The organism is Micromonospora sp. CPCC 206171, assembly GCF_036906755.1.
Classification (GTDB): Bacteria; Actinomycetota; Actinomycetes; order Mycobacteriales; family Micromonosporaceae; genus Micromonospora; species Micromonospora purpureochromogenes.
This window is the reverse complement of sequence record NZ_JBAKHT010000042.1, coordinates 17,519-40,322: the sequence shown is the minus strand read 5'-3', so window position 1 is coordinate 40,322 and position 22,804 is coordinate 17,519. Positions and strand designations below refer to the sequence as shown.

Genomic DNA, 22,804 nt, shown 5'->3' with positions numbered 1-22,804 from the left:
CCCCGACTTGGCCGGGCCGGCGCCGCCAGGGCGGGGCCGGCGGACGGGTCCGGGCGGGCGCCGGCCGGAGCGGGTTCGGCGCGGCGGCGGCGCGGCAGGTGCAGGGCGGTGGCCAGCAGCGCGAAGGCGGCCCAGCCGCCGGCCAGGGCGACGACCGGCGACCCGTCCTGGAGATAGTGGTAGGCGGTGAGGAACCCGACCAGCGCGAGGCTGTTGCGGGCGAAGTGCCGGCTGAAGTCGACCAGTTGGCGACGGGCCTCGACGGCGACCAGCACGCCGGAGTAGGGGAAGGTCACCACCATCCCGCGCAGCAGCTGGCCGAGCAGGCCGGTGAGCACCGCTCCGGCGAAGATCACCGCCAGCTTGGCCGGGGCGGGGAGGCCGTCCCGGCGGGCGTCGACCGGCCGCTCCGGTGCTGCGGCCACCGCCCGGGCGCGCCGGCGCAGCACCACCATGGCGAGCAACCAGAGCGCCAACGTGCCCGCCAGGGCCGGCGCGAACGGCACCGGGACCGCCAGCAACCCGGCGCTCAACGCCACGTAGGCGGCGATCCCGGCCAGGTCGGCCAGCAGGATCGGCCAGCGCAACCGGTGGTGGGTCAGCGCCACGGTGACGAAGAAGAGGTTGAGGCCGAGCACACCGAGCAGTTGGGCGCCGTCGACCCGGTGGTCCGTGGTGACCAGGGCCAGCGTCATCGGCAGCGGCAGGCTGTAGACGAACGCCCGCAGCCGGACCGAACGGATCACGCTGACCGCCCAGACCACGGCGGTCACCAGGATCACGGCACTCCACGTCATGGCTGGCCCATCTCCGCTCCACCGCCCGCCGGCGGGGTCAGTCCTGGAAGGTCGCGACGTTCGCGCACTGGTCGAACACCCGGGTGAGCCGGTCGACGTCGGCGCGGTTGACCGAGAACTGGTTCTCGCTGATCTCCCCGTGCGCGCTCATCCTGGCCTCCCAGCAGCTCGACCCGTCCCAGAGTGTCAGATTGACGTGCAGGTGCGGGCTGACGACACCCAGTGGCAGCAGGCCCACCCGGACCCCGGCCCGGCGCTGCTTCTCCACCAGCTCGACCAGCTGGTCGGAGAGCGTGGCGTAGGCGAAGACCCGGGTGATCCGCACCCCGCGCGCCAGGGCCGCCAGGTTCGCCTCCCAGTAGCGCCGCCCGATCTCGCTGCGCCACCAGCTCAGCTCGCCGCTGGCCCGCGGCGTCAGATTGGTCAGCCCCTGCAGGCTTCGGGTGCAGTCCCGGGTGGCGCCGATCAGGTCCTCGTCGTCGTCGCCCCGCCGGACCACCCGCCCCGCGGCGAGCTGCTCGGCCTCCATCCGGAACTGCTCGTAGCGGCGCTGCGCCTCCTCGGCGACCCGGGTGCCCGGGTGGCCCTCGACCGCCTCCCGGACGGCGACGACGATCTCCGGCGCGCCCTGCACCAGCCAGGGTGGCCCGTCCAGCAGGGTACGCAGGTGGAACCGGCGCTCCGCGCGGGCCAACGAGTCCACCAGCAGCGAGATGGTGATGCCCATCAGCCCGGCCAGCAGCGACTCGACGCCGCTGGCGGCGTTGGTGAGGTCGAGCGTGACGGAGAGCGCGATCGACAGGGTGATGCCGACCAGCGCCACCGGGTCGGTGTGCGCCATCAGCCGGACCAGTCCACTGGCCGACCCGGTACGCCCGGTGGAACGTCGACGGAGCACGTCGCCAGTCATCGGCAGCCCCCGATCTCGTCGGTGCGCCCAGCGTAGTGCCGATCCACAAGGGCCCCTCGTGGCCACGGCCGTCGGTACGATCCGCATGTGCGGATCGCGGACGTGGCGCTGCCGAACTGCCCGGCCGGCGCGTCGCCCGCGCAGCTCGCCCGCGGGGTGCGGGAGTGGGTCGAGTCCCCGCCGCTGCGGGCGCTGGTCGCCCGGTTCGGCGGCCAGTGGCCGACCGGCGACCTGACGACCGTGCTGGCCGGGCTGGACGACTTCTCCGCCCGGCACTGGGATTTCCGGGGCGGCCGGGAACGCCCCGAGGCGCGGGAACCGGCCCTCGACCCGAGCACCGCCGGGCTGGTGCTCACCACCGCCGAGGCGCTCGGCCTGGTCCGCCCCGTGCGACCGGCCCACCCCCGGTACGCCCACCTGGTGGTGCTGGGCGGGCTGGCGCACGCCTGCCTGCGGCGCGTGGCGTACGCCGCCCACCTGGTGCGGCACGGGCCGGCGGTGGACGGGGAGGTGGCCGTCCTCGGCAGCTTCCGGCCGCTGTCCGAGGTGGAGCGGGACGTGCTGGCGAGCGCGGGGATCGCGGCCGACACCGAGGTGGACGCGCTCGACGCGGCGGTCCGCGCGATCCTCGGGGTGGCCGCACCCGACGAGGAGGACGGGCACGACGCCGGCCACCCGCACCACTCCTGGTCCGCGCGGACCTACCGGTCGGCCGGCCTGCCGCCGGTCCGGGTGCTCGCCGCCCCGTCCAGCGAGCCGGAGCGGCGGCGCGCGCACACGGCGGACACCCAGCGGTTCTGGGCCGGGCACGTCCGGCTCTCCCCCGGCGACGCGCTGCTGGTGGTGACCGCGCCGATCTACGTGCCGTTCCAGCACTGCGACGCGCTGCGCACCCTGGCGGTGCCGTACGGCTGCGCGATCGACACCGTCGGCGTCGACCCGACCCTGCCAGACCTGGTCCGGCTGCCCGAGCCGACCCTCACCCCGGGGCGCTACCTCCAGGAGATCCGCTCGGCGATCCGCGCCATGCGGGCCCTGCACGAGGTGCTCGGCTGACTGTTAGCGACCGACCCTGCTGCACGGGCCACCCGGGTCCGGGCCGCTCGGGTCAGGGGCGTGCGGCGTCGGCGTGCAGGGCGAGTGCCGTCCGGGTCGCGGCCACGAAGTCCCAGAACAGCGGCTGGGTGGTGTGCTTGCGTCCCTCCCAGGTGTTGGTGCCGAACATCGCCTCGCGCAGCGGCGTCGTCAGCTCCAGTTGCGCGCCCGCCCGGGACGCCGTCCGGTTGCAGATGTTCCGCGGGTTGGTCCCGTCGATGGCGCGGTTGACCCGCCGGGCGACGGTGATGTCCACCTTCGCCAACTCCCGGCGCAGCAGATCCCGCAGCCGGGCGTCCAGCCCGCCGACCACCACCGCCTCGGTCCCGGCCGGCTCACCGGCCTGCCGGGCCGTGCAGCCGTGCAGGGCGACGGCGTGGCGGACCCCACCGCAGATCGACTCCGCCCACGGGTCGTCGCAGTTCGCCGAGGTCACGTGCAGGGCGGCGTTACCGGAGTCGAGCAGCCCCTCGAACATCCAGTAGTGATGCCACCCCTTGCCGTCGGTGCTCGGCTCCAGGGTCGCCGGGTGGTAACCGGCGACCGCGAGGCATAACTCCGACGTGCCCACCTCGATGCCGCCACCGTGCGGCGCGAGGACCGCCGTCCCCGTCGTCCCGGTCGCGCAGCCGGGCGGCTCGTCCGGGGCGCATCGGTGGCAGCAGCGCAGGGCGTACCCGACGCCCTCGACGAGGCCCGCGGTGGCGTACAGCTCGGTGTTCGAACCGTACCGGTCGGTGGGGTGCGCGCGGGGCCGGCGCGGGCGGGGACCGCCGGGAGGGCCGGCCCGGTCCTCGGCGGAGGTCACCGGGCGGTGTCGGCGACCGCTTGGGCGAAGACCTCCGAGCGGTGCTCGAAGTTGCGGAACCGCCCGTAGCTGGGCGCTGCCGGCGAGAGCAGCACCACGCCGCCCGGCGGGGTGAGCTTGCGGGACAGCCCGACCGCCGCGACCAGGTCCTCGGCGAGTTCGGTACGCACGGCCGGCAGCCCGGCCAGCGCCTCGACGATGCGGGGGCCGCTGTCCGGGATGCCGATCACGGTGATCTCGCGCTCGGCCAGGTGCGCGGCGAGCGGGCTGTAGTCCAGCCCCCGGTCGGTGCCGCCGACGATCACCGTCAGCGGCCGCCCCTCGTACGCGTCGATCGCGTGCATGGCCGCGTACGGGCTGGTGGCGAGGGTGTCGTCGACGAAGGTGAGGCCGGACGGGTCGGCGATCTCGGTGAGCCGGTGGGCCAGCCCCTGGAACTCGGCGACCGCCACGGCCAGGGTGTCCTTGCGAGCCACCACGTCCACGTCGAGCGCGTCGAGCACGGCCAGCGCCACGCAGAGGTTGCCCTCGTTGTGCCGGCCGACCAGCGGCAGCACGGCGCGCGGGAAGAGCGGCTGCTCGCCCAGGTGGAACCAGGGCGTGCCGTCGGGGCCGCTGGCCACGTTGGCGGTGTCCGGCCGGCCGGCGCGCACGGCGGCCCGGTCGCCCAGTTCCACGGCCAGCCGCGGGTCGGCGCCGTTGACCACCACGGTCCGCGGGCCGTACGCCAGCAGGTTGAGCTTGTCCCGGTAGTACTCCGCCTCGCCGCCGTGCGCGTCGAGGTGCTCGGGGAAGAGCGCGGTGACCACCGCGACGCGGGGCGAGTCGGTCAGGTCGGTGCACTGGTAGCTGGAGAGCTCCAGCACGTACAGGTCCGCCTCGGGCAGGTCCAGGGTGGGCACCCCGATGTTGCCGCCGAAGACGTTCGGCCGGTCGACCGCGGCGAGCAGGTGGCTGATCAGGCTGGACGTGGTGCTCTTGCCCTTGCTGCCGGTGACGCCGACGGTCCGCTCGGCGTGGTCGGCCATCCAGAGCGCGGTGCCCTGGGTGATCGTGGCCGCCCGCGCCCGCAGCTCCACCATCCACGGGTGGGTGTTCGGCACGCCCGGGGAACGGACCACCACGTCGGCGGCGGCCAGCCGGTCGAAGCCGGCCGCCCCGGTGATCAGGGGCGCGGCCTCGGCGAGCGGCCCCTCCCAGGGCAGGGTGAGGAAGTTGGCGCTGTCGTCCACGGCGACCAGGCCGGCGGGGCCGTGCGCGGCGATGGCGGTCACGGCGGCCCGGCCCTCGCGGCCGGCCCCCCAGACGGCGACGGTACGTCCGCGCAGGTCAGACAGGCGCACGGGCTCTCTCCTCGGGGGTCTCGACGGCGTGGCACGGGGCACGGTCCGGCGCAGCCGGACACGGCCGGACGAACCAGGGCCTAGTATGGCGTGTGCCCAACGAGCAGCTCCGGCGGATGGACGCCTTCACCTTCCCGTCCTACTCGATCGACCTCGCCACCGGCGAGGCGTTGTTCGACTACAGGCTGACCGGTCCCGACGGTGAGCAGCGGTTCACCGAGGTGATCACCCTGCCGCTGCCCGCCGACCCGCCGTCGGACGAGACCGTGGCCACCCTGGGCCGGGTCCTCGAGCTGCTGCACGTGGTCGCCGGGGTCAGCTACTACAAGGCCGCCGCGCCGCGCCGGGTGGTGCTGCCGGCGCCGCTGGGCGCGGCCGCCGCCGAGCTGGTCACCGCCGTCTACACCAAGGGCCTCGCCGAGTACGCCTACCGCAACCAGCTGCCGCACGTGCTCGAACTGCGCCCGGAGGTGCCCTCCGGCACCGTCGCCCCGGCCCGCGAGTACGACGACTCCGACCGCCGTCCGCTCTCCGCGGTCGGCGGCGGCAAGGACTCCATCGTCAGCCTGGAGGCGCTGCGCCGGGCCGGCTTCGACCCGGTGCCGTTCTCGGTCAACCCGAACCACGTGATCGTCTCGGTGAACGAGGCGTCCGGGCTCGCTCCGCTGGCGGCCCGGCGGCGGATCGACCCGGTGCTGTTCGACCTCAACGCGGCCGGCGCGCTCAACGGCCACATCCCGGTCACCGCGATCAACTCGCTGATCGCGGTCGCCACCGCCGTGCTGCACGGGCTCGGGCCGGTGGTGATGTCCAACGAGCGCTCCGCGTCGGACCCGAACCTGATCTGGAACGGTCACGAGATCAACCACCAGTGGTCCAAGGGCGTCGAGGCGGAGGGGCTGCTGCGGGCGGCGCTGGCCGAGCACGCCGGTCTCACCGAGCCGTACTTCTCGCTGCTGCGCTCACTGTCGGAGCTGCACATCGCCCGGCTCTTCGCCGGGATCGACCGGTACGACGCGGTGGTGACCAGCTGCAACGCCGCGTTCAAGCTGCGCGACGCGAGCGAGCGCTGGTGCCGCGACTGCCCGAAGTGCCGGTTCGTCTTCCTCGCCATGGCGCCGTTCATGCCGCGTGAGCGGGTGGTGCGCATCTTCGGCGGCGACCTGCTGGCCGACCCGGCGCAGATCCCCGGCTACCGGGAACTGCTCGGCGTCGACGGGCACAAGCCGTTCGAGTGCGTCGGCGAGGTGGAGGAGTCGGTGGTGGCGCTGAGCCTGCTCGCCGAGCAGGACCAGTGGCGCGACGCCCCGGTCGTCCAGGCCCTGGCCGACGCGGTCCCGGAAACCGCCTGGTCCGCGGCGGCAACCTCAGACGTCTTCACCCCTGGCGGCCCCAACTTCATCCCCGCCCCCTACGCCAAGGCCCTCACCGCCCTGACCTGACCCCCGCCCCCCCGTTGATCATGAAGTTGTTGCCGTGACACGCCGCGGCGGACGACAACAACTTCATGATCGACAGGACGACCGGGCCTTGGAGGTGCGCGGGTCAGGGGGTGCGGATGGCGTCCAGGGCGAGCAGGGCGACGTGCAGGGAGAGGCAGGCCTCGACCGAGTCGAGGTCGACGTCGAGGATGCGGGCGATGCGGGCCAGCCGCTCGTAGAACGCCGGCCGGGACAGGTGCGCCGCCGCGGCCGCCGCCGACTTGTTGCGGCCCTGTTCGAGGTACGCCCGCAGGGTGCCGAGCAGCTGGTCGCGGGGGTGCCGGGCGTCGTGGGCGAGCAGCGCGCCGAGTTCCCGCTCGACGAAGGTCTGCACCCGGGGCTCGTCGCGCAGCAGGTGCAGCAGCCCGGCGAGCCCGACGTGGGGTAGCCGGAAGATGGGCAGGTCGCGGCGGTCGCGGCGGGCCGCGTCGGCGATCTGCCGGGCCTCGATCAGCGACCGCCGGGCCTCCCGCAGGCCGCCCACCCCGGAGCCGGCGGCGACGATCACCGCGTCCGGCGGCACGGCGCCGGCCAGCGCGGGACGGGCCGGGGCGGCGTCGAGCCGGATCCGGCGCAGGGCGGCGGCGAACGCGGTCAGCGCCCGCTCCTCCACGGCCGCGTCGGGCAGGGCGAGCAGTGCGCCCACCGCCTGGTCGTCGACGGCGCTGGTCAGTCCCGTCAGCTTCGCCTCCCGCAGCGCCTGCCCCACCGCCTCGGCGAGATCCCGCAGCCGCGCCGGGCCGGCCTCCGGGGCCGACTCGGCCGCCACGGTGCTCTCCCCGGTGCCGCCCTCGGCGGGGTCGTCGAGGCGGTGCCGGACCACCACCCCGACCAGGTGCCGGCGTTCCAGCGTGACGCCGAGCGCCCGCGCCCGCAGCGCGACCTCGTCGACCGGGCGGGAGTGGTCGAGCAGGGCGGTGAGCAGGGTGCGGTGGATCTGCCGTTCCAGGCCCTCGGCGTCGCGCCGGATCAGCCGGCCCAGCGCCAGGGTGGAGGCGGCCCGCTCCACCAGGATCGTCAGCCGGGTCGGCGGGGTGCCCGCCGGACGTCCGCCCAGCATGGTCCCGGCGGCCAGGTCGCCCCCGCCGGGCCAGCGCAGCAGCAGCCGGCCCCAGTCCTGTCCGCGCGCGCCGACGGTGGTCACCAGCCAGCCGCTGTCGCCGTCGTACGCGGTGCGCCCGGCGGGACGGATCCGTCGGGAGTGCTGCTCCCAGCCGTCCAGCAGCAGCTCGGCGCTCTCCCCCGCCGGGTCGTACGCGAGGACCTGCCGGGACAGGTTCTCCAGCACCACCGGGCAGCCGGCCAGCTCGGCGGCCTGCCGGACCACCTCGGCCGGGCCGGCGCCCTCGACCGACAGCTCGGTGAAGCGCTGGTGGATCTCCTCGGTGGCGCGCAGCTCGGTGAGCTGGGCGTCGACGATCAGCGCGTGCACCGCCTCGGTGATCCGGACGAACGGGGTTGCCCGGCGCAGCTCGACCAGGGGCAGGCCGCGCCGTTCGGCGGCGGCCGCCATCACCCGGGGCACGCCGCTGACGTACCGGCGGCCCAGCTCGACCACCAGCCCGGAGACGCCGACGTCGGCCAGGTCGCCGATGAAGGCGCGCAGGCCGGCGTCGTCGGCGGGCAGCCCGATGCCGGTGGTGAGCACCAGTTCGCCGCCGCCGAGCAGGGTGGCGATGTCGGGCACCTCGGCGACGTGCACCCAGCGCACCGGCGCGTCCAGGCCGGCGTCCCCGGCGACCAGGCGCGGCGCGCCGTGGCGGACCGGGTCCAGCGCCAGCACCTCACGCACGGTAGGGAACACGGGCGACACGCTACCGTCCGTTACTCCGTCCGACGACAGCCCGCCCCGCCCCGGACGGTCACCAGCTCGCGGTCCAGCTGTACCAGCCACCGCCGAGGGGCCAGAACATCGGCGACTCGAAGGAACCGTTGTGCAGGGAGGGGCTGGGGCCGCCCGGCAGGTAGGCGAAGCCGGCGTCGTTGAAGAAGGCCCCGTTCCTCTCGTAGAAGATGACCCCGCCGGGCACGAGATAGGCGGTGGTGATCCGGTAGCTGCCGATCCGGGCCGGCGCCTCCACCCGGTCGAACCTCGTCGCCGCAGTCGACTCGGGGAGGCGGGCCGCAACCGCCTCGAACGCGCCCCGGCTCAGCTCCCAGCGGGAGTGCAGCGGGGCCCGCGTCACCAGCAGGGCCAGGGTGACGGCCGCCATCACCGGGGCGACGAGCAGCCACCACGGCCACGTCCGGCCGGCACTGTGGGACAACTGCGCCCCGACGGTCCAGAGCAATGCCGCCACGGCGAGCACGGTGAGGCCGATCAACGCGACGATCACCGAGAAGCCAGGAACGCTGAACGCCCAGAGCAGGATCAGCGCCCCGCAGCCCCCGACCGCGTGGGCGGCCCACACCACACGACGGGTGCGCGCGGCCGGGCTCACGCCGCGACCCTACCGGCCCCGGTGGCCGGCCGTGGGGGCTCAGAGCGGGTCGTCGCGGCCCAGCTCCCAGCAGGCCACCGCGGTGGCGGCGGCGACGTTGAGCGAGTCGACGCCGCGGCGCATCGGGATGACCACCCGGGCGTCGCTGGCCTGCATCGCCGCCCGGGTCAGCCCGGCGCCCTCCGCGCCGAGCAGCAGCGCGGCGCGGGCCCGCTGGGCGGCGTCGAGGCGCTGGATGGGCACCGCGTCCGGGGCCGGGGTCATCGCCAGCACGGTGAAGCCGGCCGCCCGTACCTCGGCGAGCGCATCGGGCCAGGGCTCCAGCTTCGCGTACGGGACGGCGAAGACCTCGCCCATGCTGACCCGTACGCTGCGCCGGTAGAGCGGGTCGGCGCAGGTCGGCGAGAGCAGCACCGCGTCCACGCCGAGCCCGGCCACCGCCCGAAAAATTGCGCCCAGGTTCGTATGGTTGTTCACGTCTTCGAGAATCACCACCCGGCGGGCGGTGGCCAGCACCTCGGCGGCCGCCGGCAGGGGCTTGCGGCGGAACGAGGCGAGCACACCCCGGTGCACGTGGAAGCCGGTGGCCCGCTGGAGCACGTCCGGGGTGGCGGCGTAGACCGGCGCGTCGCCGGTGTCGAGGTCGGCGAGCTGGTCGACACGCTTGGCGTCCACCAGGTACGACCGGGCCGGGTAGCCGGCGCGCAGCGCCCGCCGCAGCACCAGCTCCCCCTCGGCGATGAAGAGCCCGTGCGGGGGCTCCCAGCGGGTACGCAGCTCGACGTCGGTCAACGCGCGGTAGTCGGCGATCCGGTCGTCGTCGGGGTCGGTGATCTGGTGGACGGGCACGGCGACGATTCTGCCGGGTGCCGGTGGTGCGGCGGCCGGGGCGGGTCGCCGGGGCGACCCGGGCCACCCTCACCCCGCCGCACGCGTGTAGCGCAGCAGCACGGTCCGGCCGTCGAAGACGCGCGACCCGGCCAGCCGCAGGTCCAGCCGCTCCGGGCCGCCGGGGAAGACCGGCCGGCCGCCGCCGAGCACGACCGGGTGCACGATCACCTGGTACTCGTCGATCAGGCCGAGCGCGGTCAGCGCGGCGGCGGCGCCGGAGCCGCCGGTGAGCAGCAGGTCCCCGCCGGGCTGCTCCTTGAGCGCGGTGATCTCCTTGGCGAGGTCGTCGCCGCCGACCACCTGCGCGTCCCACTCGGCCGCGGTGAGCGTCCGGGAGACGACCACCTTCGGGGTCCGCCGCCAGATCGGCGCGAAGGCCAGGTCGTGCGGGTCCGTCGACATCGACTCGGCGCGCGGCCAGTACCAGGACATCATCTCCCAGACCTTGCGCCCGTAGGCGAAGGCGCCGGCCCGCTCGGTCAGCTCCAGGGAGTACGCGGACAGCTCCGGCCCCATCGACGGCCAGTCGAACTCCCCGTTCGGGCCCTCGATGAAGCCGTCGAGGGACTGGTGGACCCAGTAAACGACCTTGCGCATGATCTCTCCTCACGCCGGGCGCCTCCGGTGGGCGCTCTCACGGGTGGGTCGGAGCGGGGCGGCGGTTCCCGACAGCTCGGCGCAGATTTTCTTGCCCGGGCCGGCTAGCGTGCCGGGGCATGGCCCGTCCCGTGATCATCGCGCTGCTGGGGGTCGACGGCTCGGGCAAGTCGACGCAGGCCCGGGCGCTGGCCCGGCGGCTGTCCGAGCGGGGTGTCCCGGCGACGTACTTCGAGAACGCCGGCGGCCGCCCGCTGTGGAACCGGCTCGCCCACCGGCTCGGGCGGCGCGACGGCGGGCACCTGTTCGGCCGGCGCCTCTACCCGGCGCTGGAGGCGACGGTGCGCTGGCTGGCCGTGGCCCGGGCGGTCGCCGGGATCCGGCTGACCGGCCGGGTGGGCGTGATGGACCGCGGGACCTGGTGCCAGTACGTGATCATGCGAGCCCGGGGCGACCGGGGCGTCCGGCTGGTCCGGACGGCGTACGGGCTCTTCCCCCGTCCCGACCTGGTCTGCTTCCTGGCGGTGTCGCCCGCGCTGGCGCAGCGGCGGGTGCACGAGCGGGGCATCGACACCGAGGAACTGGGCCACCTGGCCGCGCTGGACGCCGCCTACCGGGCGCTGCCGGAGTTCGCCGACTTCCGGGTGGTCGACGGCGAGGCCGACCCGGCGACGGTCGCCGCCGCCCTGGACCGGCTGGTCCGGCCGTGGTCAGCGGCGGGTGCGGAGATCGGGCGCGATCGGGCGGCTAGGCGATCGTCCTAGCGCCCCTCCGGCCCCGGCCCGCGCTCCCGCTCCAGCAGCGCCTTCAGCCGAGCCAGGTCCTTCCGGTTCGCCCGGCGCATGGCCGCCGCCAGCACCGGGGCGGTCACCGTCGCGAAGCCGCGGGGCTCGCCACGGTTGCGCAGGGTCATCCGGGTGCGGCCCTGGCCCTGCGGTTCCCAGCGGTAGGTCGTCTCCATCGGAAACGGCCCCTGCGCGGTCCGCATGACCAGCCGCTCGCCGGGGACCAGCTCGACGATCTCGTACGTGTAGGCCAGCCGCCGACCGAGGAAATGCGCGACGAAGGCGAGACGGGACCCGACCCGCAGTGGTGGAGGCGTGCGCCACTGCACCGACTCGATGTTCACGTACCAGGTGGGAGCGTTGCCGGGGTCGCCGGCGTACGCCGCCACCTCGGCGACCGGCCGGTCGATAACGATCTCCGTCAGCACGTCCACTGCCATGGCGGCACTCCCCTCGGCGGACATTCCCCGTCTGGGCCCACGGTGGCGGTCCGCGGCGCGGGCAGGGCGCCCCTCATTCTGGCCGCCCTCCGGTCACGCCGCCCGCGCTACGGGAACCCACGACTCAGATCGACCGCACCCGGCCTAGGCTTCGATCGTGGAGTACCGACTGGTCGACCGGCTGCCCACCGTCGAGGAGTTCGTCGCGGTGACCCGCGCCGTCGGCTGGGCCGACGCGTACGACCGGGCGGCGATCCCCGCCTCGCTGGCCGCCTCGCTGCACGCCGTGGTGGCGGTGGAGGGCGACCGGGTGATCGGGCTGGGCCGGCTGATCGGCGACGGGGCGATCTACTACTACCTGCAGGACCTCGCCGTGGTGCCGGAACGGCAGCGCCGGGGGGTGGGGGCCGCCATCCTCGGCCGGCTGGAGGAGTGGATCGCCGGCCGCGCCTCGGCGCGCACCTTCGTGGGGCTCTTCGCCGCGGGCGGGTCGGTCGGCCTCTACCGACGCTTCGGCTACGCCGTCCACGAGGACATGACCGGCATGTTCCGGGTCGGCCCGCGCCGCACGTCCTGAACCGGCGACGGTCACCGTCCCCGAGCGGGGAACGGTGACCGTCCACGATCGTGCGGCCGGGCGTCAGCCCCGGCGGTTCTGCAGCCAGCGCAGGATGTCGGCGGGGATCTCCTGCTCGCGCCGCGGCTCCTCCGGGCGGGGCGCCGGCTTCGGCTGGGGGCGCTGCGGGTTGCCCGCCCGCTCGCGGCTCGGCGGGGTGAAGTCGCGGACCGGCTGGCCGTCGACCGCGGCGCGGATGATCCGGGCGACCGCGTCGATCACCTCGCTCTGCACCGCGGCGCCGACGGCGTCGCTCGGGTCGTCCGGGTTGGCGGCGATCCCGGCGACCGCCACCTGCGGGGTGAACCCGACGAAGGTCTCGGTGGCGTTCTTCTCCGAGCTGCCGGTCTTGCCGGCGACCGGCCGGCCCACGATCCGGCTCACCCCGCTGGCCGTGCCGCCGTTGCACTGCGCGTACGCGGACTGCTGCCCCACCGGGCAGCGCGCCGCGTCGGTCGCGGCCCGGGCGACGTCGGCCTCCAGCACCCGCTTGCAGGACGGCTGGCCGACCGGCACCTTCGTGCCGTCCGGCGCGGTCACCGACACCACCGGGATCGGGGTGCAGTACGTCCCCTCGGCGGCCACGGTGGCGTACGCGTTGGCCAGGTCGAGCGGGGTGGTGGCGGCCACGCCGAGGGTGAACGCGCCCCAGTCGGCGGCGTCGTTCGCGGCGAAGTCGGCGTCGGCCTCGGCGCGGAAGGTGATGCCCAGCCGCTGCGCCATCTCCACCACCTTGTCCTCGCCGACCTGCTCGGCCAGCCAGACGAAGTAGGTGTTCACGGAGCGGCCGAAGCCGTCCCACATCATCCGGTAGCCGTCCATCCGCTCCGGGTTCGCGTTGGCCGGGCACCACCTGCCGTCGCAGCTGCCCTCGCCCTCGGCGGCGTACCGGGTGGGCAGGCGGCTGGGGGCGTCGAAGCCGGTGGCGAGGGGCTTGCCGGCCTCCAGCGCGGCGAGCATGGTGAACATCTTGAACGTCGAGCCGGCCTGGTAGCCCTCGACGCTGCCGCCGCCGGAGATCAGCGGGTTGACCGTCTCGTTCTCCCCCACGCCGTACCGGCGGTTGACCGCCATCGCCAGCACCCGGCCGGTGCCCGGCTCGACCGCCGCGATCGGCAGCGCGCGCGCGTCGTCGTCGGCGTAGACCTTGCGGGCCTGGCTGACGGCGGTGGCCTGCACCTCCGGGTCGAGCGAGGTGACCACCCGGTAACCGCCCCGGCGCAGCGCCTGCTCCCGCTCCTCGGCGGTGGCGCCGAACGCGGGCTGCTCCAGCCACCAGCGGCGCAGGTAGTCGCAGAAGAAGCCGGCGTCGTCGGTCTGGGTGGCCACGCAGCCGTTGGGCTGGGCGGTCGGACGCAGGGTGGGCTTCTCGGCCCGAGCCTGCGCCGCCTGGGCCTCGGTGATCGCGCCGGTGGCGACCATTGCGTCCAGCACGTACCCGCGCCGGGTCAGCGCCGCCTCGGCGTCGCCGTCGATCGGGCTGTACTCGTCAGGCGACTGGACCAGGCCGGCGAGCAGGGCGGCCTCGCCGAGGGTCAGGTCCGCCGGGGCCTTGCCGAAGTAACGCTGGCTGGCCGCCGCGACGCCGTACGCGCCGGAACCGAAGTACGCGATGTTCAGGTAGCGGTTGAGGATCTCGTCCTTGCTGAGCGAGTCCTCCAGCGCGGTGGCGTACCGGATCTCCTGGAGCTTGCGCCCGACGGTCTGCTCGGTGGCGGCCTGCCGCTCCTCGGCGGTGCGGCTGGGATCGGTCTTGAGCACGTTGCGGACGTACTGCATGGTCAGCGTCGAGCCGCCCTGCGCCGAGCCGCCGGTCAGGTTGGCGACGACGGCGCGGGCCAGGCCGCGCAGGTCGGCTCCGCCGTGCGAGTAGAAGCGCCGGTCCTCGGCGGCGACGATCGCCTGCCGCATCACCGGGGCGATCTCGGCCAGCGGCACGTCCGTGCGGTTCACGTCGTAGAACGTCGTGAGCAGCGTCGTGCCGTCGTTGGCGTAGAGGTAGGACCGCTGCGGGGTGGCCGGCGTGCGCAGGGCCGCCGGCAGCTCGTCGTACGCCCCGAGGGCCGCCTTGGTCACGGTGCCCGCGAGCAGGTTGCCCGGCAGCGCGGCGACCGCGAGGACGAGGCCGGCCAGCAGGCCGGCGAGCAGCACGGTGAAGAGCCGCGACAGCGGCGACCGGGGTCGGGGCATGGTGTCCAGGATTGCCAGCGATTCGTGAAGCGGACCACTTCGACACGCGATTGTCAGCTAACTCACCGTGACCTGCCAGCCATCTCCCCGCTCCACACCCCTCCCGTCCCCACTGTGCCCCCTCGTCCCCTCTGCACCGCCGCGCTCCCCGAACCCCCTTCGCGCCCTCCTGCCCCCTTGGCTGGCGTTGATCAAGAGGTTTGCGTCAGCCGGCGGCCGGTTCCGGACGCAAACTTCTTGATCAACCCGCCGAGGCTCGCGGGGGCGGGGGCGGGGGCGGGGGCGGGAGGGTCAGGCGGCGGGGAGGGGGCCCTGGGGGCCGCCGGTCGAGGTGGGGACGCTGGCGGTGGCGGCGTCGCGGGCGATCGCGGCGGGGACCAGCCGGCCGGAGCGGTAGCCGATGCCGATGCCGGAGATCAGGACGAAGATGGCGCCGAAGGTCTGCAGCGAGCCGATCAGCGCGCCGCCGAGGCCGAGCAGCGGGGCGGCGATCATGAGCATCACGCCGTCGCCGATGGAGAACATCCCGGAGCGGGCCACCGACCAGCCGGTGAACAGCCAGCCGGCGCTGTAGAAGGTGGCGCCGACCAGGACCAGCATCCGGGCGGTGGTGCCGAAGACCGGGGTCTGCTCGGCCAGTCCGGCGAAGGGCAGCATCAGCACGGTGCCGGCGATGCTGACCAGCAGCCCGGTGACGGCCACCTTGCGGTCGCGGGTGGCGGCGAGGAGCCCGGTCAACGCCAGCAGGGCGAGCAGGCCCAGCCAGACCGCGGCCACCCAGCCCACCAGGTAGAGCGGCCGACCATCGGCCGGGTACGGGTCGTTGCCGACCCCGCCGTCGCTGGCCATCGCCACCACGCCGTACAGCACCGCGTACGTGGGCAGCAGCCACACCGACGCGCGGGCGAAGCGCCGCAGCGACCAGGCCCAGCTCGCGTTGGTGGCCGGCGCCGCGGGGCCCGGGTCGCCGACGAAGGGCAGCACCCCGAACCCCCCACCGGTACGGCGGGTGCCCAGCGGGCCGGCGGGATCGTGCGCGCCGGGGACGGGGGTGCTGGAGAAGAGCCGCTTCGCCGAGTCCATGGTCACCTCGCTCGCTCCGACGGGCGGCGCGGGGACGCATCCGGCGCCCCGGCTCCTGGCCACCACCCGTCCGTCAGACCGATCGTGGCAGGCGCCGGGACGCTGTATGAGTGTTTCTCGCATTTGCCGTCCGGGGCGGACGGCGGCCCGATCAGCCGCGGGCGCGCTGGTCCGACGGGTCGTTCACCAGGCTCTCCGGCGAGACCGGCTCCGGGGCGGGCAGCCCCTGCGGGGCCTTGCCGCCGGTGGCCTGCGCCTCGGCGACGCGTACCTCGTCGTGGATCTCCTGCGCGGCGGAGGCCGTCGCCCGGGCCGCCTCCGCGGCCTCGCGCTCGACCTGGCTCGCGTGGTCGGCCGCCTCCGGCGCGGGAAGGTCGCCCACCATCCCGGCCAGCCCGCCCAGCGCCCCGCCCATCCCTTCCAGGGCCTTGGTCAGCTCGGCCGGGACGATCCAGACCTTGTTGGCGGTGCCGTTGGCGATCTGCGGCAGCGCCTGGAGGTACTGGTAGGCCAGCACCTTCTGGCTCGGGTTGGCCTGGTGGATGGCGTCGAAGACGGTACGGATCGCCTTGGCCTGACCCTCGGCCTGGAGGATCCGGGCCTGCCGGTCACCGTCGGCGCGCAGCACCGCGGACTGCTTCTCACCCTCGGCGGTGAGGATCTGCGACTGCTTGTGCCCCTCCGCGGTCAGGATCGCCGCCCGGCGGTCCCGCTCGGCGCGCATCTGCTTCTCCATCGAGTCCCGGATGCTCGCCGGCGGCTCGATCGCCTTGATCTCCACCCGGGTGACCTTGATACCCCAGCGTCCCGTGGTCTCGTCGAGCACCCCGGAGAGGTGTCGGTTGATCTCCTCGCGGCTGGTCAGCGCCCGCTCCAGGTCCAGCGAGCCGATCACGTTGCGCAGCGTGGTCACGGTGAGCTGCTCGATGGCCTGGATGAAGTTGGCGATCTCGTAGGTGGCCCGGACCGCGTCGACCACCTTGTAGTAGAGGACCGTGTCGATCGACACGACCAGGTTGTCCGAGGTGATCACCGGCTGCGGCGGGAAGCTGACCACCTGCTCGCGCATGTCGACCTTGGTACGCACCGCGTCGATGAACGGGACCAGCAGGTTCAGGCCCGGATTCAAGGTGCGCTTGTACTTTCCGAGCCGCTCCACCACGTCCTGACGCTGCTGCGGCACGATGCGTACCGCCTTGACCAGCGTCACCACGACGATCAGGGCCACGGCCACCAACAGGACCGCTGCAAACTCCATACCGCTCACCTTTTCGCTTCCGGCAGCTCGCCGGGGGAGGAAATGTCGTCCTGCCACACCAGGGCGGTGGCGCCCCGGACCTTGATCACCTGCACCCGCTCACCGGGCTCGAACGACTGCGTCGCGTCGTACGCCCGGGCGCTCCACAGCTCACCGTCGATCTTGACCAGGCCGCGCCCGTCGTCGACCCGCTCCAGCACCAGCGCGGTGGCGCCCTCCAGCGCCTCCACCCCGAACGCCTGCTCGCCGGTCTCCAGCGCGCTGCGCGCGTGCCGGGCGATGACCGGCCGGACCAACGCCACCGAGAGCACCGACACGGCGGCGAACACCAGCGCCTGCACCGGGACCGGGGCGCCCAGGGCGGCGGCCCCGGCGGCGGCGAAGGCACCGGCCGCGAACATGATCAGAAAGAACGTCGTCGTGAAGATCTCGGCGACGCCCAACAGCACACCCAGTACGACCCACACCACGGCGTCCACCAATCAATCGTGACACGCCGACGCACGCCGCGCCGACCCCCATGATCAGTAAGCTCGCCGGGGTAGGCCACGACCGACCGAGGAGAACGCCGTGCCCCTGCTGCCCGAGACCGTCCGCCGGGTCGACGCGCTGGTGGCGCAGGCACAGTCCACCGGCCGCGCGCCGTCGCTGGTGCTGGGTGTCGTCCGCGACGGGACGCTCGCCCACCTCGCCGCCGCCGGGGACCACCCACGTCCCGACGCCGACCTGCAGTACCGGCTCGGCTCGATCAGCAAGACCATGACGGCCACCCTGGTCATGCAGCAGCGCGACGCCGGTCGGCTCGCCCTGGACGACCCGCTGGAGCGGCACCTGCCCGGCACGCCGGTCGGCGCGCTGACCCTGCGCCAGGTCCTCGGGCACGCCGGCGGGCTGCAACGCGAGCCGGACGGGCAGTGGTGGGAGCGGACCGAGGGCGGCGACCTGGCCACGCTGGTCGCCGGGCTGACCCCCGAGAAGATCGCGTACCCGCCGCACCGGGCGTACCACTACTCCAACCTGGCGTACGGGCTGCTCGGCGGGGTGCTGGAACGGGTCACCGGCACGCCCTGGGCGGAGCTGACCCGGAAACAGCTCCTCGCGCCGCTCGGCATGTACCGCACCACCTACGACGCCACCGAGCCGTACGCCCGCGGCTACGTGGTGCACCCCTGGCACGACACCCTGCGGGAGGAGCCGCGCACCGACACCGGGGCGATGGCGCCGGCCGGGCAGCTCTGGTCCACCGTGGCGGACCTGGCCCGCTGGGCGGCGTTCCTCGCCGACCCCACGCCGGCTGTGCTCGCCCCGGAGACGCTGACCGAGATGTGCGCGCCCGTGGTGATCAGCGACCTGGACTCGTGGACCGGCGGGCACGGCCTCGGGGTGGAGCTCTACCGGGAGGGCGACCGGGTCTACGTCGGACACGGCGGCTCGATGCCCGGGTACGTGGCCGCGCTGGCCGTGCACCGCCCGAGCCGTACCGCGGTGGTCGGCTACGCCAACGCGTACGGCCTGCGCTCGGCCCACCTCGGCGGGCTCGCCCGGCAGCTGCTCACCCTGGTGCTCGACACCGAGCCCGAGCCGGTGACACCGTGGCGGCCGGCCGCCGCGCCGCCCCCGGAGGAACTGGCCGAGCTCACCGGCCGCTGGTGGTGGATGGGCGTCGAGTTCGAGTTCCGCGTCGACCCGGCGGGCGAGCTGCGGGCCGGCCGGGTCGGCGAGCCGGTGCTCCGGTTCACCCCGGAGGGCCCGGACCGCTGGCGGGGCCGCACCGGCGCCCAGGACGGCGAGCTCCTCACCGTCGTCCGCGACGCGGCCGGCCGGGCGGTCGCCCTCGACATCGCCACGTTCGTCTTCACCCGCACCCCCGACCAGGAGCCCTGACCGCCGCGCGGGCCCGGTGGCGGCGATCGGCCACGCCGACCTGGTGGCGGAATCGGCCGCGCCGATCGTGTCCGGTCGAGGCGGGCGGCCTCGGGCGAGCGCACGGCCGAGGCCCTCCCCTCGATGGCCCGGCCCGGAGCCTGTCGAGCTGATGACGTGAACGACTCAGGCCACTGAATCGTCTGCGTCATCAGCTCGACAATGTCGCCAACAGGCCCTCATCGGCTGATCCGGCGTCGCTCGGCGACAGACCGGCCAGGCGCCGCGAGCAGGCCGGAGGAGCGGCGCGGAAGGCGGTGCCGCGGGAAGGCGGTGGCGAGGGTGGTCAGCCGGGCTCGGTGACGAAGTCGATCAGGCGTTCCATCGCGTTGATCAGCGGCGTCTCCACGTCGGCGAAACTGTCGACGCGGGACAGGATGTGCCGCCACATGTCCGCCGGCTCAGCCACCCCGAGCGCCGCGCAGACGCCCTCCTTCCAGGGCCGCCCGGGCGGCACCACCGGCCACGCCGCGATGCCCAGCGCCGCGGGCTTCACGGCCTGCCAGACGTCGACGTACGGGTGGCCGGTGACCAGCACGTGCGGCGAGGTCACCTTCGCCACGATCCGGCTCTCCTTGGAGCCGGGCACCAGGTGGTCGACCAGCACCCCGAGCCGCCTGGTCGGTCCGGGGCCGAAGTCGCGCACCTCGGCGTCGAGGGCGTCGATGCCGTCCAGGGGCTCGACCACCACGCCCTCGATCCGCAGGTCGTCACCCCAGATCCGCTCCACCAGGGCGGCGTCGTGCACGCCCTCCACCCAGATCCGGCTCGCCTTGGCCACCTGCGCCCGGACGTTGTCGAGCGCGATCGAACCGGAGGCGGTCCGCCGACGGGCCGCCGGCACCGGGACGCGGGTCGGACGGCGCAGCGTCACCGGCCGGCCGTCGAGCAGGAACGCCGCCGGCAGCAGCGGGAAGTTGCGCCGCCGACCGTGCCGGTCCTCCAGCACCACCGCGCCGGACTCGAACCCGACCACCGCGCCACAGAAGCCGGAGTCGGCGTCCTCGACCACCAGGTCCGGCTCGGCGTCGACCTCCGGGGTCACCTTCCGCCGCCGCCAGTCCCCCGCCAGCACGTCCTCGCCGTATCGCCGCGCCATGTCGATCAAACTAACCGCCGCCCCGGCGCGCCGCCCGCCGACGCGCCGCCGCACCCGCGCCCGCGCCGGCCCGAGCCCGTCGATCATGAACTTGTCGCCCCGACTCGCCGTCGAGTGACAACAACTTCATGATCAACGGGGTGGTGGGGGCCGGGGGGCGGGGCGGGGGGGCAGGGCTGCGGCGGGGTGGCGGCGGAGCCGGGCGGGCGGGGGCGAAGCGGGCAGTTCGGGGCAGGTGACGCGGCCGGAGCGGCAGTCGAGACAGGGCGGGCGGGGACCACGTACCCTTTCGGCATGTCCTCCCCCGCAACGGGCGCGGCCACCCTTGCCCCGCGCCGGTCGAGCCGGTTCGTTGCCTGGGTGCGCGCCTGGCGCGCCGGCCTGGTGCCGTACGACGAGGTCGCCGAATCCATCGCCGGCGACGAGGAGCACCTGGTCGCGGACGCGCCCGGCACCTGGACCGACGTCCCGCTGCGCGACGCGCTGCCCAGCCTGGCCAAGCTCTCGCCCGACGAGATCCGGTTGGTGCTGCCCGCGCCCGGCGACCCGCGCGGCCTGCCCGGCCCCGGCGACTTCGCCGGCGCGGCGCTGCTCGCCGGCGAGGCGGTGGTCGCCGGGCCGCTGGGGTTGATCCCCGAGGTGCGCACGCACACGTCCGGTTCCGGGATGACCTGGGAGACCGTGCTCTGGCGGGTGTACCCGCTGCCGCCCGACGCGCCGAAGGCGTCGCTCGCGGCGCCCGGCGCGGCGGAGGCCGAGGCCGAGCTGGCCGCCGCGCTGGCCGAGACCACCGCCGCGCTGACCCGACTCGACGTGGCCCAGTGGCGGCCCGAGCTGGCCGGGGCCCTCGCGGCGCTGCGCCGCCCGGACGGCGCCACCGACCTGCCGCCCGGATTCGATCCGCGCGCCCGGCGGCTCTTCGCCCGGGCGGCCGTGCTGGACCGGGTGCTCGCCCTGGCCGGGCACAGCGCGCCCGGCGGGGCGATCAACAACTACGAGGCCCAGCAGCGCGACGCCGCGCTGCGTCCGCTCACCACCGCGTGCCGACAGGCGCTGGTCGCCGCCTGCAACGCTCCGCTGCGCCCCTGAGGGCGTACCCGTGCCGGCCGCACGGGCGACGGACACCCGGCCGGCGCGCGGCCGGCCCACGACGCCGGCGGGTCAGATCTCGTCGATGAGGTCGGCCACCGAGTCGACGATCCGCGAGGGCCGGTACGGGTACCGCTCCGCCTCGACCCGGCTGCTGATCCCGGTGAGCACCAGGATGGTCTCCAGCCCGGCCTCCAGGCCGCAGAGGATGTCGGTGTCCATCCGGTCGCCGATCATCGCGGTGGTCTCCGAGTGCGCGTTGATGGTGTTCAGCGCCGAGCGCATCATCATCGGGTTGGGCTTGCCGACGAAGTACGGCTCCACTCCGGTCGCCTTCGAGATCATCGCGGCGACCGAGCCGGCCGCGGGCAGCGCGCCCTCCACCGACGGGCCGGTGACGTCCGGGTTGGTGCAGATGAACCTGGCCCCGTCGTTGATCAGCCGGACCGCCTTGGTGATCGCCTCGAAGCTGTAGGTGCGGGTCTCCCCCAGCACCACATAGTCCGGCGCGAAGTCGGTCAGCACGTAGCCGACCGCGTGCAGCGCCGTGGTCAGCCCGGCCTCGCCGATCACGTACGCGGTGCCGCCCGGCCGCTGGTCGGCGAGGAACTGGCCGGTGGCCAGCGCCGACGACCAGATCGCCTCCTCCGGCACGTCGAGCCCCATCCGGACCAGCCGGGCCTGGAGGTCCCGCGGGGTGTAGATCGAGTTGTTGGTCAGCACCAGGAACGGCTTGCCGGAGGCGCGCAGCCGCTTGACGAACTCGGGGGCGCCCGGCACGGGCTGGCCCTCGTGCACCAGCACGCCGTCCATGTCGGTGAGCCAGCTCTGCACCGGCTTGCGGTCCTGCATCGTGTGTCGTCCCAGGGGGTGTCGGAGTGGGTGGTCTCAGGGGCGGCGGGCGGCCGGCACGCAGCACGGCGTGGGACAGGTGTCCCACATCGGCAGCTCACCGAGGCGGCGGCGCAGCCGCTCCCCGTCGGGCGTGGTGCGCTCGGCCACCAGTTCGCGGACCATCGCCACGAACCGCGGGTCGGTACCCGGGGTGCCCGCCCGGACGAAGTCCAGGCCGAGTCGCTTGGCCGTCTCCAGCGCCTCGGTGTCCAGGTCCCAGACCACCTCGAGGTGGTCGGAGACGAAGCCGATCGGGCTGACCACCACACTGGTCACCCCGGACTCGGCGAGCGCGGTCAGGTGGTCGTTGATGTCCGGCTCCAGCCACGGCACCTGCGGCGGGCCGGACCGGCTCTGCCAGACCAGGTCGTACGGCAGGTCGGAGGCGCCGGCGGCGTGCACCAGCCGGGCGACCTCCGCCAGCTGCGCGGTGTACCGGCCGCCGTGCGGGCCGGCGGTGGCCGCCGCCGAGACGGGGATGGAGTGCGCGGTGAAGACCACCCGGGTGGTGTCCCGCTTCGCCGGGTCGAGCTGGGCCAGCGCCGCCCGCACCGCGTCGACGTGCGGCTCGACGAAGCCGGGATGGTCCCAGAACTGGCGCAGCTTCTCGATCACCGGGGCGTCGGCGCCGACGGCGGCCCGGGCCGCGGCGATGTCCTCCTGGTACTGCCGGCAGGACGAGTAGCCGCCGTACGCGCTGGTGACGAAGGCCAGCGCCCGGGTGACCCCGTCGTCGCGCATCCGCGCCACCGTGTCGGCGAGCATCGGGTCCCAGTTGCGGTTGCCCCAGTAGACCGGCAGGTCGACGCCGTTCGCGGCGAAGTCCGCCCGGATCGCGGCGAGCAGCTCGCGGCTCTGCTGGTTGATCGGGGAGACCCCGCCGAAGTGCAGGTAGTGCTCGGCGACCTCTTCGAGCCGCTCCGGCGGCACGCCCCGGCCCCGGGTCACGTTCTGCAGGAAGGGCAGCACGTCCTCGGGACGCTCCGGGCCGCCGAAGGAGACCAGCACCAATGCGTCGTACGCCATGGTCCTATTCTCCCCCGACGGCCGTGCCGGCCCGGCGA

22 protein-coding genes are annotated in these 22,804 nt (G+C 74.5%); 6 read left to right on the top strand and 16 right to left on the bottom strand.

What is annotated here, in order from left to right:
* A partial coding sequence (locus V6U89_RS28755) for a hypothetical protein (protein ID WP_334576033.1) occupies positions 1–797 on the bottom strand: 797 nt, incomplete at its 3' end.
* A 37-nt stretch (positions 798–834) separates the two neighbouring features.
* Positions 835–1,707, bottom strand: a complete 873-nt coding sequence (locus V6U89_RS28750; RefSeq protein ID WP_334576031.1) for a hypothetical protein — start codon at positions 1,705–1,707, stop codon at positions 835–837.
* A gap of 87 nt (positions 1,708–1,794) precedes the next feature.
* Here V6U89_RS28750 and V6U89_RS28745 point away from each other — a divergent pair, with 87 nt between their 5' ends.
* A complete protein-coding gene (locus tag V6U89_RS28745) occupies positions 1,795–2,763 on the top strand; it encodes a hypothetical protein (protein ID WP_334576028.1) in 969 nt (322 codons plus the stop codon).
* A 52-nt stretch (positions 2,764–2,815) separates the two neighbouring features.
* Here the strand turns inward: V6U89_RS28745 and V6U89_RS28740 are convergent, their stop codons facing one another.
* Positions 2,816–3,610 (bottom strand): poly-gamma-glutamate hydrolase family protein, encoded by a 795-nt coding sequence (locus V6U89_RS28740; protein WP_334576024.1) that lies wholly within the window; start codon positions 3,608–3,610, stop codon positions 2,816–2,818.
* Positions 3,607–4,953, bottom strand: a complete 1,347-nt coding sequence (gene murD / locus V6U89_RS28735; protein WP_334576021.1) for a UDP-N-acetylmuramoyl-L-alanine--D-glutamate ligase — start codon at positions 4,951–4,953, stop codon at positions 3,607–3,609. The genes V6U89_RS28740 and murD overlap by 4 nt, the downstream gene beginning before the upstream one ends.
* A gap of 92 nt (positions 4,954–5,045) precedes the next feature.
* Here murD and V6U89_RS28730 point away from each other — a divergent pair, with 92 nt between their 5' ends.
* A complete protein-coding gene (locus V6U89_RS28730) occupies positions 5,046–6,395 on the top strand; it encodes a hypothetical protein (RefSeq protein WP_334576018.1) in 1,350 nt (449 codons plus the stop codon).
* 103 nt (positions 6,396–6,498) lie between these two features.
* Here the strand turns inward: V6U89_RS28730 and V6U89_RS28725 are convergent, their stop codons facing one another.
* The 4 genes from V6U89_RS28725 to V6U89_RS28710 form a co-directional block, all read right to left on the bottom strand.
* The gene (locus V6U89_RS28725) at positions 6,499–8,238 is read right to left on the bottom strand and encodes a PucR family transcriptional regulator (RefSeq protein ID WP_442934000.1); all 1,740 of its coding nucleotides are present in this window, start codon (positions 8,236–8,238) and stop codon (positions 6,499–6,501) included.
* Between the two features lie 58 nt (positions 8,239–8,296).
* Positions 8,297–8,875, bottom strand: coding sequence for a hypothetical protein (locus tag V6U89_RS28720; RefSeq protein ID WP_334576014.1), 579 nt, complete (start codon positions 8,873–8,875; stop codon positions 8,297–8,299).
* Positions 8,876–8,914: 39 nt separating this feature from the next.
* Entirely contained in the window at positions 8,915–9,724 is an 810-nt protein-coding gene (locus V6U89_RS28715) for a TrmH family RNA methyltransferase (protein ID WP_334576012.1), read from the bottom strand.
* 69 nt (positions 9,725–9,793) lie between these two features.
* On the bottom strand, positions 9,794–10,363 hold the full coding sequence (locus V6U89_RS28710) for a dihydrofolate reductase family protein (protein WP_334576010.1): 570 nt from the start codon (positions 10,361–10,363) through the stop codon (positions 9,794–9,796).
* Positions 10,364–10,482: 119 nt separating this feature from the next.
* On the opposite strand from V6U89_RS28710, the gene V6U89_RS28705 reads away from it, so the two are divergent.
* Positions 10,483–11,127 carry a dTMP kinase gene (locus V6U89_RS28705; RefSeq protein WP_334576009.1) on the top strand — a complete coding sequence of 215 codons (645 nt, stop codon included), beginning with the start codon at positions 10,483–10,485 and terminating at the stop codon, positions 11,125–11,127.
* On the opposite strand, the gene V6U89_RS28700 is transcribed toward V6U89_RS28705, so the two are convergent.
* The gene (locus tag V6U89_RS28700; RefSeq protein WP_334576007.1) at positions 11,124–11,588 is read right to left on the bottom strand and encodes an SRPBCC family protein; all 465 of its coding nucleotides are present in this window, start codon (positions 11,586–11,588) and stop codon (positions 11,124–11,126) included. The two genes, V6U89_RS28705 and V6U89_RS28700, sit on opposite strands and share 4 nt — an antisense overlap.
* A 157-nt stretch (positions 11,589–11,745) precedes the next feature.
* On the opposite strand from V6U89_RS28700, the gene V6U89_RS28695 reads away from it, so the two are divergent.
* Complete coding sequence (locus tag V6U89_RS28695; protein WP_334576003.1) at positions 11,746–12,165, top strand: GNAT family N-acetyltransferase; 420 nt, start codon at positions 11,746–11,748, stop codon at positions 12,163–12,165.
* 63 nt (positions 12,166–12,228) lie between these two features.
* Here V6U89_RS28695 and V6U89_RS28690 read toward each other — a convergent pair whose 3' ends face one another.
* The 4 genes from V6U89_RS28690 to V6U89_RS28675 all read right to left on the bottom strand — a co-directional run bounded on the left by V6U89_RS28690 (position 12,229) and on the right by V6U89_RS28675 (position 17,214).
* Positions 12,229–14,394, bottom strand: a complete 2,166-nt coding sequence (locus V6U89_RS28690) for a transglycosylase domain-containing protein (protein WP_334576001.1) — start codon at positions 14,392–14,394, stop codon at positions 12,229–12,231.
* 291 nt (positions 14,395–14,685) lie between these two features.
* Entirely contained in the window at positions 14,686–15,477 is a 792-nt protein-coding gene (locus V6U89_RS28685; protein ID WP_334575999.1) for a hypothetical protein, read from the bottom strand.
* A 151-nt stretch (positions 15,478–15,628) separates the two neighbouring features.
* On the bottom strand, positions 15,629–16,735 hold the full coding sequence (locus V6U89_RS28680; protein WP_334575997.1) for an SPFH domain-containing protein: 1,107 nt from the start codon (positions 16,733–16,735) through the stop codon (positions 15,629–15,631).
* Positions 16,736–16,740: 5 nt separating this feature from the next.
* On the bottom strand, positions 16,741–17,214 hold the full coding sequence (locus V6U89_RS28675; protein WP_334575995.1) for an NfeD family protein: 474 nt from the start codon (positions 17,212–17,214) through the stop codon (positions 16,741–16,743).
* 91 nt (positions 17,215–17,305) lie between these two features.
* On the opposite strand from V6U89_RS28675, the gene V6U89_RS28670 reads away from it, so the two are divergent.
* Positions 17,306–18,619 carry a serine hydrolase domain-containing protein gene (locus tag V6U89_RS28670; protein ID WP_334575993.1) on the top strand — a complete coding sequence of 438 codons (1,314 nt, stop codon included), beginning with the start codon at positions 17,306–17,308 and terminating at the stop codon, positions 18,617–18,619.
* Between the two features lie 325 nt (positions 18,620–18,944).
* On the opposite strand, the gene V6U89_RS28665 is transcribed toward V6U89_RS28670, so the two are convergent.
* The gene (locus V6U89_RS28665; RefSeq protein ID WP_334575991.1) at positions 18,945–19,757 is read right to left on the bottom strand and encodes a DUF3097 domain-containing protein; all 813 of its coding nucleotides are present in this window, start codon (positions 19,755–19,757) and stop codon (positions 18,945–18,947) included.
* 294 nt (positions 19,758–20,051) lie between these two features.
* Here V6U89_RS28665 and V6U89_RS28660 point away from each other — a divergent pair, with 294 nt between their 5' ends.
* On the top strand, positions 20,052–20,846 hold the full coding sequence (locus V6U89_RS28660; RefSeq protein WP_334575989.1) for a hypothetical protein: 795 nt from the start codon (positions 20,052–20,054) through the stop codon (positions 20,844–20,846).
* A 72-nt stretch (positions 20,847–20,918) separates the two neighbouring features.
* Here the strand turns inward: V6U89_RS28660 and V6U89_RS28655 are convergent, their stop codons facing one another.
* On the bottom strand, positions 20,919–21,698 hold the full coding sequence (locus tag V6U89_RS28655) for an HAD-IIA family hydrolase (protein WP_154936084.1): 780 nt from the start codon (positions 21,696–21,698) through the stop codon (positions 20,919–20,921).
* Positions 21,699–21,734: 36 nt separating this feature from the next.
* Positions 21,735–22,766, bottom strand: coding sequence for a ferrochelatase (locus V6U89_RS28650; protein WP_334575986.1), 1,032 nt, complete (start codon positions 22,764–22,766; stop codon positions 21,735–21,737).
* Between the last annotated feature and the right edge of the window lie 38 nt (positions 22,767–22,804).

Coding starts and splice junctions, on each gene's coding strand:
- V6U89_RS28750 (WP_334576031.1), bottom strand. CDS start 1,707: ATGACTGGCGACGTGCTCCGTCGACGTTCCACCGGGCGTACCGGGTCG.
- V6U89_RS28710 (WP_334576010.1), bottom strand. CDS start 10,363: ATGCGCAAGGTCGTTTACTGGGTCCACCAGTCCCTCGACGGCTTCATC.
- V6U89_RS28705 (WP_334576009.1), top strand. CDS start 10,483: ATGGCCCGTCCCGTGATCATCGCGCTGCTGGGGGTCGACGGCTCGGGC.
- V6U89_RS28700 (WP_334576007.1), bottom strand. CDS start 11,588: ATGGCAGTGGACGTGCTGACGGAGATCGTTATCGACCGGCCGGTCGCC.
- V6U89_RS28690 (WP_334576001.1), bottom strand. CDS start 14,394: ATGCCCCGACCCCGGTCGCCGCTGTCGCGGCTCTTCACCGTGCTGCTC.
- V6U89_RS28685 (WP_334575999.1), bottom strand. CDS start 15,477: ATGGACTCGGCGAAGCGGCTCTTCTCCAGCACCCCCGTCCCCGGCGCG.
- V6U89_RS28680 (WP_334575997.1), bottom strand. CDS start 16,735: ATGGAGTTTGCAGCGGTCCTGTTGGTGGCCGTGGCCCTGATCGTCGTG.
- V6U89_RS28665 (WP_334575991.1), bottom strand. CDS start 19,757: ATGGCGCGGCGATACGGCGAGGACGTGCTGGCGGGGGACTGGCGGCGG.
- V6U89_RS28660 (WP_334575989.1), top strand. CDS start 20,052: ATGTCCTCCCCCGCAACGGGCGCGGCCACCCTTGCCCCGCGCCGGTCG.
- V6U89_RS28655 (WP_154936084.1), bottom strand. CDS start 21,698: ATGCAGGACCGCAAGCCGGTGCAGAGCTGGCTCACCGACATGGACGGC.
- V6U89_RS28650 (WP_334575986.1), bottom strand. CDS start 22,766: ATGGCGTACGACGCATTGGTGCTGGTCTCCTTCGGCGGCCCGGAGCGT.